General features: G+C 61.4%; 6 protein-coding genes. 1 reads left to right on the forward strand and 5 read right to left on the reverse strand.

Annotated elements, in window-relative coordinates:
- Positions 1-7: 7 nt before the first annotated feature.
- The 5 genes from U1A53_RS24430 to U1A53_RS24450 form a co-directional block, all read right to left on the reverse strand.
- Positions 8-2,386 (reverse strand): PSD1 and planctomycete cytochrome C domain-containing protein, encoded by a 2,379-nt coding sequence (locus tag U1A53_RS24430; RefSeq protein WP_322284500.1) that lies wholly within the window; start codon positions 2,384-2,386, stop codon positions 8-10.
- Positions 2,383-3,828 carry a hypothetical protein gene (locus tag U1A53_RS24435; RefSeq protein WP_322284501.1) on the reverse strand — a complete coding sequence of 482 codons (1,446 nt, stop codon included), beginning with the start codon at positions 3,826-3,828 and terminating at the stop codon, positions 2,383-2,385. The genes U1A53_RS24430 and U1A53_RS24435 overlap by 4 nt, the downstream gene beginning before the upstream one ends.
- Positions 3,825-4,298, reverse strand: a complete 474-nt coding sequence (locus tag U1A53_RS24440) for a hypothetical protein (protein ID WP_322284502.1) — start codon at positions 4,296-4,298, stop codon at positions 3,825-3,827. The genes U1A53_RS24435 and U1A53_RS24440 overlap by 4 nt, the downstream gene beginning before the upstream one ends.
- Before the next feature lie 5 nt (positions 4,299-4,303).
- Complete coding sequence (locus U1A53_RS24445; RefSeq protein WP_322284503.1) at positions 4,304-4,795, reverse strand: sigma-70 family RNA polymerase sigma factor; 492 nt, start codon at positions 4,793-4,795, stop codon at positions 4,304-4,306.
- Between the two features lie 110 nt (positions 4,796-4,905).
- Positions 4,906-6,159 carry a polysaccharide pyruvyl transferase family protein gene (locus U1A53_RS24450; protein WP_322284504.1) on the reverse strand — a complete coding sequence of 418 codons (1,254 nt, stop codon included), beginning with the start codon at positions 6,157-6,159 and terminating at the stop codon, positions 4,906-4,908.
- A gap of 116 nt (positions 6,160-6,275) precedes the next feature.
- Here U1A53_RS24450 and U1A53_RS24455 point away from each other — a divergent pair, with 116 nt between their 5' ends.
- The gene (locus U1A53_RS24455) at positions 6,276-14,348 is read left to right on the forward strand and encodes an MG2 domain-containing protein (RefSeq protein WP_322284505.1); all 8,073 of its coding nucleotides are present in this window, start codon (positions 6,276-6,278) and stop codon (positions 14,346-14,348) included.
- Positions 14,349-14,373: the final 25 nt, after the last annotated feature.

Here is a 14,373-nt window from a genome sequence, read left to right on the forward strand (position 1 = left end):
GACAGGATCAATCCGCAAAGCGGAACTCCGCGCTCGACAGCAGCGCATGGCAATAGGCCGTCATGAGCTTTGTTTCGTCGCCAGCAGCGGTTTGGAAGAAGGACTCGGCGAGTTGCTGTTCTTTAGCATCGGGGGCCCGATTGAAACACAGTGCGAAGGCACGACGGATACGCTCTGGTAGATTGAGCTTCTCCTTCATCACACGCTGGGCCAATGCGGCGGCTTGCTCCTGCACGAAGGGGCCGTTCATGAGGTAGAGGGCTTGCAGCGGCACGTTCGTCACATCACGATCGCCGGTGACGAGATTCGGATTCGCCACATCGAACTGCTCCAGCACGTCGGGCAGGTTGTCGCGGAGCACGGGCAGGTAAATCGAGCGGCGCTTCGAGCCATCGAGGTCCGGCGGCAGTTTGGTGTTGAAGCCGATCAACGACACCGACTGCCCATCCAGTTCCGCCACGAGCGATCCTGGTCTGCGGGACGTGTCGAGCAAGCCGGAGACAGCGAGCATCGAGTCTCGGATCACCTCGGCATCGAGGCGTCGTTTGGGGGCACGCCAAAGCAGCCGGTTGTCGGGATCTTTCTCGAAAGCATCCGTACGATGCGTCGAAGCCTGCCGATAAGTCTTGGAGAACACGATTTCTCGGATCAGCGACTTCACCGACCAGCCGCTGTCCATGAACTTGATCGCGAGATGATCCAGCAGCTCCGGGTGGCTCGAACGCTCGCCACTGAAGCCAAAATTATCCACCGTGCGCACCAATCCCGCGCCAAACAGATGACGCCACACACGATTCGCCATCACGCGGGCGGTGAGCGGGTTATCGCGGCTGGTGAGCCACTGCGCGAATTCGAGGCGGCCGCTTTGCTGCTTCGACACGCTGCCTTTAACTTCAATCACACGCGGAAAACCACGCGGCACCGCCTTCACTGGATGCGCGATCTCACCACGAACATAGAGCTGCGAGTCCTGGATGCGTTTCGCGTCCTGGACCCCCATGCACAGCGGCAGTGCGCGGCCTTGGTCATCCACTGTTTCGAGCTGGCCTTCGAGCCCGCCGCGCGTCCACAGGATGCCGATGGCGATGCGCAGCATCTCGTAAAACTCGCCGCTGATGTCGCGGCCCTCCAACTTCGCCTTCAGCGCGTAGGCCTGCTGGTCCTTCTCCTTTTGATTGAGCTTCGCCAGGTCGCTCTTGAGCTGCTTCACACGCTCTGCGGACACCGGACGGTTCGGGATGATTTGTCCGGGCACTTCCGGCAGGCGGATGAGATGGCCGTGGTTGTTGTTCTCGGAGTCGATCCAGTTGCCGTAAAAAGTCTGCGTGCTTTTGAAAATGCCCGCCAGCGCATAGTAGTCCTCCATGCTGAACGGCTCCGTCTTGTGATCATGGCAGCGTGCACAGGCCACTGAACTTGCCATCACCGCGCGTGTCACGGTGTCGAGCTGCTCATCGGCCACATCAGCGGCAAACTGCGCTTTGTTCTGTTCATTCAATCCCTTCGGACCAAAGGCGAGAAATCCCGTCGCGACGAGTAGGCGTGCGCGCTCGGCATCATCCTTCGCGGTCAGAAGATCGCCCGCGATCTGCTCGGTGATGAAGCGGTCAAACGGCACGTCTGCATTCACAGCATCGATGACGTAGTCGCGATACCGCCATGCATGCGGGAAGGTCAGATTCGACTCACGCCCGTTCGACTCCGCAAACCGCGCCACATCCAGCCAGTGACGGCCCCAGCGCTCGCCAAAGCGCGGGCTTTTCAAAAGCTCGTCCACAGTCGCCTCCAGCTTATCCATCGAAAACGCCTTCACCTCCTTCGGAGTCGGCGGCAGGCCGATCAGGTCAAAATACAGCCTGCGCAGCAGCGCCACCGGTTCCGCCTCCGGCGCAGAAACCAGCCCGTCTTCCTTCAGCTTCGCCTGAATGAAGCCATCAATGCTCCCGGCAACCTGTTTTGGTTTTTGATAGCTCCAAAACTTTCTCCCAGCTTCCAAATCCACCGGCGGACGCTCCGCCACTTTCACCGCTGACTCACGCGGATCAGCAGCACCCGCTTTGATCCACGTTTCAAAGTCCGCGATGACCGATGGAGGCAACTGCGGCTCCTTCGGCGGCATTTCGAGATCAGGATCGCTGTGCTTGATCGCGGTGAGCAGCAGGCTTTTCGCCGCATCGCCCGGCACGACCGCCGGTCCTGTCTCGCCGCCTTCGCGGATGCCGTGTTTCGTGTCGAGCATCAGTCCGCCCTTCGATTTACCGGACTCAGCGGAGTGGCATTCGTAGCAGTGCTTCACGAGCACCGGGCGGATCTTCGATTCAAAGAAGGCTGTGTCGGCGGCATGAAGACTGCTGGCCACGAGCAGAAATGAAAGGGTGTGTTTCATCGGGTGGAATCAGGTTTGGAGATCGGGGAGGAGTTCGTGGTGCTATCGCTCTTTTGCTCCAGCCACTTTGCGGTTTTGGTTTTCGACCAGGATTCGCTGATGCAGCGCAGGGGCTTGCCTTCGCTCCACAGCATCCATGCGGGCGCGCCTTCGTGCAGCGCGGCGAAGGTCAATTCAGTGGCGGATTTCCACGCGGGCATGGTGCGGCACTGCCAGCGCGGATGCGGTGGCGAGATGATCTGCGTTTTGCCCGTGTCGATCTCGACCACGGCCACGGCATCAGTCTCGCTCTCGACGACCGCGACGTGTTTGCCATCCGGCGAGGCGATGAAGAAGCCGAGATTCACCGGCAGATCACCCGGCGCGGTCGGGACCGGTGTCACCGCGCTGCCATCGGCGGCGATGACATACAATCGCGGTGCCAGCTCCGGCCCCGTGCCCGTCGCGGGCAACGTGACCGGCTGGCTGGCGAAAAGCACGCGTCCGTCCGCCAGCACCTGCACCACCGGACGGTTCAGCGTGATCGCCGTGGCCAGCGTGGCCGGCTTGCCCGGTTTGGTGAACGTTCCATTTTCCTCGATGACAGTGAGGCGATGAATGCTTTGCAGTTTTTCTCCCTCGCCACCGAGCGGTGCCATAAAGACCAGCGCGCGACCGTCCGGCGTCCAGTCAAACGCACCGTTCACCTGACGTGCGACCGTCTGCTCCGCACCATCATCGAGCGTGATGACCTCCAACGCCACGCTCTCTCCATCCTCGTCGAGACGCAGAAACGCGAGCGCGTCATGCTTCGGCGACATGCGCGGCATCAAAGCCGGCCGCAGCAGGCTGCGAGTGAGCGATTTCGAGTCAATAAACTCTGTATCACCCAGTTTGAAGACACACAGCTCGCTGATTTCGTAACCCGTGCCGGATTTCTTGAACGATGAGGCCAGTTCGCCTCCCTTCGGCAGGGCGAGGAGCAGCTTCTCGACACGCTCCGGCTCTTGCTCGAATTTCCGCCGTATCGCGTGTGCAAAACGAGTCATTTGCTCCTCCGACAGGCCGGAGATCATATCTTCGAGCGTCTTCGCCTGATCACCGAGACTCGCCGCCGCCTCCAGCAACGGGATGACCAACGGCAGCAGCATCTCCACCGAGCGAATCTCCTCCACCGGGATCAAGCCGCGCAGTTCATCCCACTTTGCGACCACCCGCGTGCGTTGCGCCACGAAACCGCTCCCATCGCGCAACCAGCTCACGCTTTTGAACAGGGATCCTTCCATCGAGAGGTTAAGCGCACGCCCGCGATGTCCGTCCACCGTCGCGAGATGCACGCTGTCTCCTGCGGCGACCACCGCGACGTCTCCCTGCGGTGACCACCACACACGCTCCTCCGGCAGACAGCCGGGGAGAAGCAGAGCGGTCAGCGCGAGGGCAAAAAAGACGCGTTTCGAGTTCATGGCAGCGATTTGGTTTCAAGTTTCTCCGTGTCCACGCGCACGACCTGCATGCCTTCACCCGCAGGATCGAAACTCATGCGATACTTTGCCCACGGACTTTCTTTGTGCGGTGTTTGCGTAGGTGATTCAACATCACGCGTTGCCATGCGTGATTCGGAACGTCCGGCGAAGAAGCCCGCAGTACCCGCCAGCAGCGCAATCACCGCCGCACGCGCGAGCCACGATGGAACCAAAGAGCGGCGAGGCGCTCGCACGATGTTTTTTTCCACCGGCGCAGGCATCACACGCGCCAGCTCCGGGTGCCGCAGCACCGCGTCATGCGTGACGGAAAGCGATGCCAGGATGCGCTCCGCCTCGGCGCGGGCGTCTGCGTTCTGCGCGAGATGTAGCTCTAGCAGTTCAGATGCCTCCGGCGTCAGTTCGCCAAAGTGCCGGTCGATGATCAAAGCGTGCAAGGATTCAGGTTTCATGGTTTTCAGGGGTTGATTTCAGATTCAAGACGGTGCCGAACCTCCGCGACCGCGTGATGCAAACGCGAACGCACAGTGCCGATGGGAATGCCCAAGGCCTCGGCGATCTCCGCATACGACAGCCCCTGGGCGAAGCGCAGATCCAAGATCTCGCGCTGCACAGGCTCCAGCGCAGAGATTGTCTCCCTCGCGGCTTCCACGCGGTCATCCCGAGTCGGCTCGGCGACATCATGTAACTCCGCGTTCAGCGGAATCACCTCCGCACGTTTCGACCACGCCGCCTGGCTCAGATGCCGCGCGATGCCAAACAAATACCCGCGCGCGCATTTCGGCGACTTCCCATCACGCAAGCCGCGCGCCATTTCCAGAAACGTCTCCTGCACCAAGTCCTGCACACCTTCCGCACCGCCATGGCGACGCGCGAAGTAGCGCGTCAGATCCCCCGCGCTCTCGGTGAAGAGGCGTTCGAGCAAGGGTGGTTGGTTCGTGGTGTCCACGCGGTTGGGAGGCAATTCACCGGCTGCAAGCGCAGCCTATCATCCCCAACGTGGGCCTTTCGATCCAAAAGGTTCACCGAACGCGGATTATTTTTGAGCGGGAGCCAAACTCACGCCGGAAGATGGCTTTTCACCACGGCCATGCTGGCGGCAAATCTGCCCATCACAAAATCACGCGCCTTCGCGGCCTTCGCCTTTGATCCGGCGGGATCTTTCGCCATCGCAAGCACTGTGGCGACCACGTTTTGCAACTCCTCTTCCTTGTCCAGGTCGAAGAGCCACTCGTTGAGGCCGATGTCGCGCCACATGTAGCCTTTGCTCGTTTGCTCGGCCCAGCGGCAGACGATGGCGGGGATGCCGTTGCCGATGCACATGATCGGGCTGTGCATCTCGTGACCGAACAGGCCGGCGCTGCGGCGATAGGTGCTGATGGCCTCGTCGGTGAGCCAGTAGTTCTCGCGCCACACCACGCGTGCCTTCATGTCTTCCGGCAGCTTGTCGTAGAGCATCTCCTTGTTCACGGCCATCTGCGTTTTGTCTTCGGGGCAGAGCAGGATTTTGAGATCGGTCTGCTGGATCACGCTGACAATCGCATCGCGCAGCGGTTTGCAGTCGTGCTCCTTCATCGCCTCGTTGCGGGCATGCTTCGTTTCGTCCTTCGAGGCCTTCTTTTCGGGAATCGTCCAGTAGGGCGTGAAGCGCAGACGCGGGATGCAGCAGAGGAATTTGCCCTCTTCGAGGCCGTTGGCCTTCAGGAACGCCTCCGCCTTCGCATCGTCCTTCAAATCGACCGCAAAGGCACCGTCGGGGCCATATTCCATGAGCGGGCGGGTGCAGCCTTTGCTTTTCGCGAGTTCGAGCGACACCGAGTCGCGGAAATACACAAACTTCGCTCCATTGAACACGTCGATCGTCGATAAGATGGATTTGTCCGACGACGGCTTCGTCGCTGTGGAACCCTGCGACGAAAACGTGATGCCATACACGCCGTAAGGCTTGCCGGTGGCCTTGCTCCACTTCGCCACATCGTTCTGCGCCACCAGCGACGGCCCGGAGCCATGGAGCAGGAAGTCACACTCCTCGAAGGCCTTCTTCACCTCCTCACCGCGAATGATCTTCACCTTCGGAAAACGTGCGTTCAGCATTTCCTCAACGCCGTTGTCCACCTTGCTCGGCCACAGCCGCACCTCGACCTCTGGAAGATGTTTTTCCAAAAGCGCCAGCACACCCGGCGTGTGCGCGATGTCGCCGATGTTCACCGTCTGCCACGACGAACGCAGGATGAGGCGCTTGGGTTTCTCCGCAGCAAGCGCTGAAATGAAAGGCAGCGCGGCGGCGGAGCGGATGAAGTGGCGGCGGTTCATGGTGTGGAAGGGGTGCTGTCTGTAAACTGAACGTAAATTGACGCCACTCATCTCATGCACCTTGCCATGTGCAACTTCGGAAGAGCATAATGGCCCAACAACCCAAGGAGTCCGTCATGCACCATCGTATCGTTCTGATCCTCACGCTCGCGTTTGCAGCTTTTCTCCATGCCGGCCCCGTCGAAGACGCCAGCCTGCTGCTGCAACAGCAACGCTATCAGGACGCCGCCACCAAGCTCACGGACGCGGTCATCAACGCTGAAAAGGACGCCGGTTACGCGCATTACCTGCGGGCCGTCGCCTTGTCGGAATCCAAACAGCACGCCAAGGCCATCACCGACTGTGACGCGGTGCCCGCAGGCCACGCGTGGCAGCGGAAGGCGCTTTTCCTCAAGGCGCAGTGCCTCGCCGAGCTGAAACGGCATCAGGAGGCCGAGGCGATCTACAGCGCGGAGGCCACACAGTTGTTTGCGACGATGCGGAAGGAAAAACTGGCCGAGTCACTCGTCGTGCTCGCACAGGAGATCACGAAACCGGCCGTGCCGGGCCAAAGCGTGAGTGGTGACGCCTACAACAAGGCGCTGGCGCTTTACCGCAAGGCATTGGAACTCGAAACCGGTCCCACGGTGCGCGAGAACCTGCTGTTTCAATCCGCCGCGATCATCCGCCGCATCAAGAAGCATCAGGAGTTTCCCGCCGCCTGCGATATGTATCTACGCGAGTTCGATCCTGACTGGCGCGGTCTCACTGGCAGCGAAGCACCGAAGACTCCCGCGAAGGAAACTGGCGCGCGCCGCTGGGAGGTGCGGGCGATGCTCATCGAGAACCTGCTCGTCAACGGCGCGGGTGATGCTTCACGCGTTTACGCCGAGGACATGCTGAAGCTCTGGAAGACCAAGCCGCCCGCCGCAGGCACGAAGCCGGACATTGGCGAGCTGGAGTGGCTGCTGTGCCGCAGTCATGGCGCTCCGGCTTACAGCGAGTTTGATCCGCCGCAGATCGCGCAAGTCCGGGAGGACGTTCAGCAGGGATCTTTTCAGCGGCTGCAAATCCAGCAGGGCGCGATGCAGCATTTTCCTGTCTCAGCAGGCGATCCCGTGAAGCATGTCGCGGCGCTGCGCGCCTTTTTGAAGTCGTATCCGGCGCATGCGCGATCCGCCGAGGCAGCGATAACGTTGGTGCAGGCACTCGTTGCTCAAAACAAACCGGATGAGGCCATCGAGGCCTGCAAGGCGCTCTATGATCGTGCCGACTGGCCCGCGCCCGCCGCGAACGAGATGGACAAACGCACACCGGTGGAACGCCTGGAAGCCTGGAGGCAGATGGCGTTCTTCCAGATTGGCGCGCTGCATTTCGCCGCGCGGCGTTATCCGCAGGCAATCGAGCAATGGCGTGGCTACATTGCCAAGCATCCCGATGGCGGCCTCTGGCAGCAGGCGCAGGCGCGGATCATCGAGGCGGAGTTTCAGCTCTGCCTCGAAGCGGTGGCGGCGGACAACCGCGAGGAGGCCACGAAGCGCTTCGATGCCTTCATCGCCGCGCATCCCCTCGATGCTCGCTGCGCGCAGTTGCTGTTCTTGAACGGGCAGTGGCCTTACGCGGCCGCGTTGAAGGAAAAAGATGCCGCCAAGGCCAAGCCGCTGTTTGAAAGCGCCATCGCCGAATGGGCGCGGCTCATCATCAAGCATCCGCAGAGCGAGGAAGCCTCGCTCGCACTCTACCGCACCGGCGTGATCCAGGCGGAGCATCTGGACCGGCATGAAGACGCGCTGAACACTTTTCAGCGCCTGAACTGGGGCGGCTGGAAACAACTGGCCGCCGAACGCGCCGCGATGATGCCGCAGCACTCGCTGGCGCTCCGCACGCCGCGCACCTTCCGCACGAACGAAACCGCACAGGTGCGCGTGAACGTGCGCAACATCGAGAAGCTGAAGGTCTCGCGCTACACGCTGAATCTCGAAGATTTCTTCCGCAGCCGCCATCGTCTTGATGGCGAGTCGGGCATCGGCTCACTCGACATTGATTTGATCCAGCCGGACAAAACCTGGGAAGTGGCCGTGGCGGACTACACGCGGCTCAAACCCATCGAGCAGGCCATCGACGTGCCTTTTGACGATGCGAAGCCCGGCGTGTGCCTCATCCGCGTCGAAGGCGAGGACTGGCAGGCCAGCACCATTGTCATTCGCAGTGATATTGAACTGATCGTGCAGTCCGCATGGAAGGAGGCGCTCGTGTTTGTGCAGGACCGCGTCAAAGGCACCGCCGTGGCCGATGTGGAGGTGTTGATCAGCAACGGCAAGGAAATCATCGGTCAGGGCAAGACGGCAAAGGACGGTGTGTTCCGCCTGCGCGGCGAAATGATCCGCGAGGCGGCCGATCTCTGCGTGCATGTGCGCACCGAGGCCGGCGTGGCGATCCAACGGCTCAATCTGCGCGGTATGACGCAAGAAATCACCGGCGGCAGCACGGATCGCGACAGCGTGGTGCTGTCACGACGCGGTTTCATTTACACGGACAAGCCCGCCTACCGCGCGGGCGATGCGGTTCACTTCCGCGGCATCATCCGCGAGGTGCAGGACGGTGCTTACAGCGTGCCCGTGGGCCGCGAATACAACATCAGCATCACGGATGACGGTGGTCGCGTGCTGCGTCGCATGAAGTCGAAGCTCAGCGACTTCGGCACCTTCACGCACAGCGTGCCCCTGCCCGCCAGCACGCCGGTCGGCAGCTATCGCATCACCGCGAAGGCCGTGGAGGGCGACGAAACGCACAGCGCGTGGTTTGAGGTGAAGGAATTCGAGATTGAGGAGATCAGCGCCGTCATCGAGACAAAGCCGGAGGCCGTGTTTCGCGGTGATCGAATCGAAGGCACGCTGCGCGTGAGCTACTCCTGGGGTTCGCCGCTCGTGGACGAGCCGGTGCGTCTGCGCATGCCTGATGGACGGCTGCTTGAAGGCAAAACCGACACAAAAGGTGTCTTCGCCTTCACCCAAGAGACCACGGCGTTTCAGCCCGGCAGCTTTGTGTCCTTCAATGCCGAACTGCCCGCACGCAGTCGCAGCGTGCCGCACACTGTCGCCATCTTGAGCGCTGGATTGCGGCTCGTGTGGGATCGCGTGCCAGCTCCCGCGCTCACGGACGAACCCGCGCTCATTCGTGTGAAGGCGCTCGATCATCGCGGTAAACCTGCTGCGACATCGGTGAAGGTCACGCTCTCGCGTCTCGACACGCAACCGGCGAACCCGGTGCTCTCCGGCCTGCCGGGACTCGTTTACATCCCAAACGCCAGCGTTCCGGAGCGGATCGCGGAGTTCACCGTGCAAACCGATGCCGCCACCGGTCTCGGCAGTTCCACCGTGGTGCTGCAATCCGCCACCCCGCACCAGCTTCACGCGCAGGCCGCCGACGCACGCGGTAATACCGTTGAGATCACCACCAGCGTGCAGGCCTCCGGCCCCGAGGACACGACGAAGCTTCGCTTGTTCAGCGACGATGACGAGGTCAACGAAGGAGCCGCGCTCAAGGTTGATGCGCACAGCCGGATCCCCGCGCCGCTCGCGCTCATCACGCTCGCAGGCGAGGAGATGATCGAGCATCGCATTCTCAAGCTCGCGCCCGGTCACAATGAACTTCCCGTCACCATCGCCGCCGCGCACTGGCCGCACTTCGAGGTCAGCATCGCCTGCCTCGACGGCGACAAGCTGCACAGCGCCCGCAAGGGCTTCGCGGTGAAGCGTCCGCTCAAGATTGAAATTCAAACACCCGCTCAAGCGGTGAAACCCGGCGCAGCCGCCGAGATCACGCTCACCACCACCGATGCAAACGGCAAACCCGTCGCCGCCGAGCTGAGCCTCGCACTCGCCAGCGCCGCGCTCTTTGCGCAATACGCGGATGGCACCGAAAACATCGACGACTTCTTCCACGGCAGCCTGCGCCGCGCCACCAGCCTGCGTATCAACAGCAACGCCGGCTTCCAGCATCGCGCCGCTTCCCAAGTCCTCACGCGCGATGAGTCCGGTAACGTCATCGCCAGCGCGAACACCACGCCGTCGCATGTCGAGCGTTTGCGTGACATGCAGTTGAACGAAAGCCGCGTGTGGTATCAGCAGTCCAGCGAACGCCAGCGTCTTTATCGCAGCGTCGATGAACTGCTCGTCCAACGCGAAAGCCTCTTTTTGACAGAGTTTGATCCGCCGCAACTGCCGCAAGGAGGCCAGGCACTGGCCTTGGGCGACGGCGTGATGACACTCAACATCAGTGGCAGCAATGGTTTGGTCGTGTCCGGCAGCAGCGCAGTTTTCAGCGGCGGCTTGGTCATGAACACACCAACTTCTCCGACAGCTTTCGACATCAATGGCACGACGCGTTTCAACACTTATGGCTTCCGCTCCGGTGATCAACCCATTGTCGGAAGGATGGCCTTCCAAGCCGACGATGCGCGTTCGACTGGCGGCAAACCGTTCGCCTCGGATGCGCAGTGGCTTTGCCCACTCGTCACCGATGCCTCGGGCAAAGTGAAAGTGTCCATGACCGCACCCGGCGTCGGCGGTGCCTGGCGTTTGTCGAGCCGTGGCTGCACGATCACCACGAGCGTCGGCCAGGCGGAGAAGGAGATGATCACGAAATGGGACTTCGCTCCCGAGATTCGTACGCCGGTCGCGGTCAGTCCCGGCGACAGCTTCACACCGCGCATGCTGCTTCACGGCGCTCCCGAAGGTGAAACAACTGCGGAGGCCACGTTTGAATCGACTAGCACTCAAAAACGCATGGTGACCTTGAAGCCGGATGGAACTGCCGAAGTTATCTTCGATCCGGTCACGGCGCCCGCGTCGCATGGTTTGAGCATTGCCACCGCCTCTGCGAAGACCGACAAGGGCACGGTTGCGCTCTCGGCGAACTTCATCGTGCCGCCCGTTGGCGAAACTCAACGCACTCACGCCGCGAATCTCCTCGCTGTTCCGGGCGAGGCCTTGATCGCTGCTGCTCCGGGTCAAAGTCTGCAGGCGTCTGTGTTCGGCTCGCCGTTCGTGTTGCTGCAGAACATGTCTTCTCTGTCGCAAACGGCTGCCAGCCGTCTGCTGAGCCGCGTTTCCACGGCACGTGCTGGCAAAGCATCGAATGAGGAGCAGATTCGTCTCCTCATCTCCGAGCTCCAAATCACCCAACGCGATGGTGGCTGGACATGGCAGGACGTGAAGTGGCAGCATGACAGCGTCGTGAGCAGCCTCGCGTTGTGGGCGCTGGTGGAGGCGAAGGCGCTCGGCCTTGAGGTGGAGGAAACCGCCGTCAAAGGTACCAGCGCCTACTTGAAGAAAGCGCTGGCGATCATTCCACCGGATGAACCGGACAAGGCGGCGGTGATTCTGCATGCGCTGGCCTGTGTGAATGAGGCGGACTTTTCGGTAGCGAACCGCATGTATCGCGACCGTGCGAAACTGAACGATCCGGCGCTTGCGTGGCTGGCGGCGGCGTTCCAACGCATGAATCGCGTCGATGAGGCGAAGGAATTGCTCAAGGCGCTCGAAGCGAAGCCTGTATGGGTAGGAAGCAAGACCACCTCACGCCTCAGCAGTGACGATGACACCACCGCCATCGTACTGTACGCGGCGGCGAAGACCGAACCCGGCTCCACGTTGGCAAAAAAGGCAGCAGATGTGCTGTTGCAGCGGCTTGGCGTCGATCTCGGCGCGCAGTCGGCCTTGCAAGGCCTGTGGACGGCGGCGTTGGCGGAGCATTTCATCAGCACCGGCATGCATCAAACGCCGGAAGCCGAGGAAATGAAACTGACGCTGAATGGCAACACGAGGAATGTCGGCTCGGGTGAGAAGATTCAAATCCCGACACCCAAACCGGGTGCGGACGGCAAGATTCATCTCGGACTGAGCTGGAAGGACAACAAAGGCACGCCCATCGTTATCACGACCTTCATCAACGAGAAGCCCGTCGATCTAAAAGCAGCCACCGTCGATTCGTTACCGACGATCGCGAAACGGCAGTGGCTGCATGAAGGCTTGCGGCATCACGATCTGCCATTGCAGGCGGAAAGCAGCTCGCCGGTGAATGTGGCGGCGCAGGGGCAGCGGTTGCGCGTGCGGCTGGAGTTGAAGACACCGAAGCAGCCGCAAAACGGCTACGTCATCATCGATGAACCGTTGCCCGGCGGCTGCATGTTCGTGCCGGGTTCTCTTTCTGCGAACGAGGCTCGCGTGGAACAGCTTCCGGGCATGCTGCGGCTGTGGTTCATCCCCGGCATGTTTGTTGAGAGCACTGAGATCAGTTACGAGTTAATCGCGCTGCATCCGGGCACCTATCGCATCCCGCACACGCGCGTGCGCGACGCCTGCCGTCCAGAGCGCTTCAATGCCGGGCCGGAGGGCAAACTGACAATTCTCGCGCCGGGCAAGCCTTCCACCGATCCGTATGTGATGAACGGTTTCGAGCGTCTGGAGCTGGCGGAACTGCTCTTCAATGAGAACGCGCTCGAAGAAGCCCGCACACATCTCGAAATCCTGCGCAACGACGCCGAGGCGATGAAATCCCATGAGCGTGACATCGCGCGCATGCTGCTGTGGATTCACACCACACGCGAGAAAACAGACGCACGACAGGTGGTGGAGCTGTTCGAGGCGCTGAGCGAACGCCATCCCGACATCGTCATTCCCTTCGACAAAATTTTGAAGGTGGCCGCCGCGTATCGCCAGATCGGCGAGTTTGAGCGTGCCTGGCTCGTGTATCGCGCCACGATGGACAGCAGCTTCGTCAGCGACGCGGGCGTGAGCGCCGCGCTCGAAACTGCCGGTGACTTCCCCGGCAGCGCCGAGCATCAAACAAGCCTGTGGATGGAGTATCCCGATGGCGCGGACGGCTTGCTCGCCTCCTTCAGCCTCGCGCAACGCTTCCAGGAAATGGCGGCGAATCCCACCAGTGTGCCGCTGCGGCCTGGAGCGGCGAAGTGGACGAAGAACCAGCTTCTGGAACGCAGCCGCGATCTTTTGAGGCAGTTGGTGACGCTGCATGCAAAGGACGATCTCGCCGACGATGCCGCGTTCAGTCTCGCGAATGTGTTCTTCGATCTCAAAGACTACGCCAGCGTCGTCACAACGGCCGGGAATGCCGCGACGACGTTCACCAAGAGCACCTTCCTGAACAACTTCCATTACATGACCGCGCTGGGCCGCTTCTGGCAGTATCAGTTTCCTGAGGCACTCGCCGCCGCCGCGCCGGTGGCTTCTGGCATGAGCGAGGATGCGCCGAACGCGCGCTACATCACCGCGCAGATTCATCACGCGCAGGGCAAGGTCGCCGAGGCGATCCGCTGGTATGAAAAGGTGAAGGACGATTTCGATGATGCCCGAGAGTCCATTGCCGTGCTTCAGGAAAAAGGCGTGAAGCTGCCACATGCGACACGGGTGAAGCCCGGACAGCCGGTGAAGCTCGAACTCGACCACCGCAACGTGAAGGAGGCGGCATTGCTCATCTACCGTGTCGATTTGATGAAGTTGCACGAACGCCAGAAGGATCTGAGCAGCGTCAGCGGTGTGAATCTCTCTGGCATCACACCACAGGCGGAGATGAAGGTGCCGCTGGGCGACGGACTCGACTACGCGTGGAAGAAACGCAGCATCGAGCTGCCACTCAAAGACGAAGGCGCGTATCTCGTGATCTGCCGTGGCGATTCACAAATGACCAGCGGGCTTGTGCTGCTCACCACGCTCGATTTGGAGGTCAATGAGGACGCCACGAATGGCGGCATCCGCGTGCAGTTGCGCGACACCATCCGCAACGCCTACGTAGCCGACGCCGACATCGCCGCCTACGACAGCAGCGGCACCGCCCAGCCGCAGAAAGGCCGCACCGATCCACGCGGTGCCTTCAGCGCCAGCGGCATCCACGGTCATGCGACCGTGGTGGTGAAACTCGGTGAGAATCGTTATGCCATTCATCGCAGCGCCACGCCCTTGATGCCTCCGCAGGTCGCGGTGCGCACCCCCGTGCCGATGCCAACGAACGGTGCCCCCGCGCAGCAACCCAGCGCGCCCGCCGCTGGCAAGCCGATGAGCAAAGACGATTATCTCTTCAACGTGAAAGGCAGATTCAACGATCTCAATACCGGCAACAAGGCCGCGTGGTTCGACAAGCTGCAAAACGAGGGAAAGGGCGTGAAAGCGGAGAAGGCGTTCAAGAAATGAGCAGACAGCCGCATTGCATGCGCCA

Source organism: Prosthecobacter sp. (genome assembly GCF_034366625.1).
Taxonomy (GTDB): Bacteria; Verrucomicrobiota; Verrucomicrobiia; order Verrucomicrobiales; family Verrucomicrobiaceae; genus Prosthecobacter.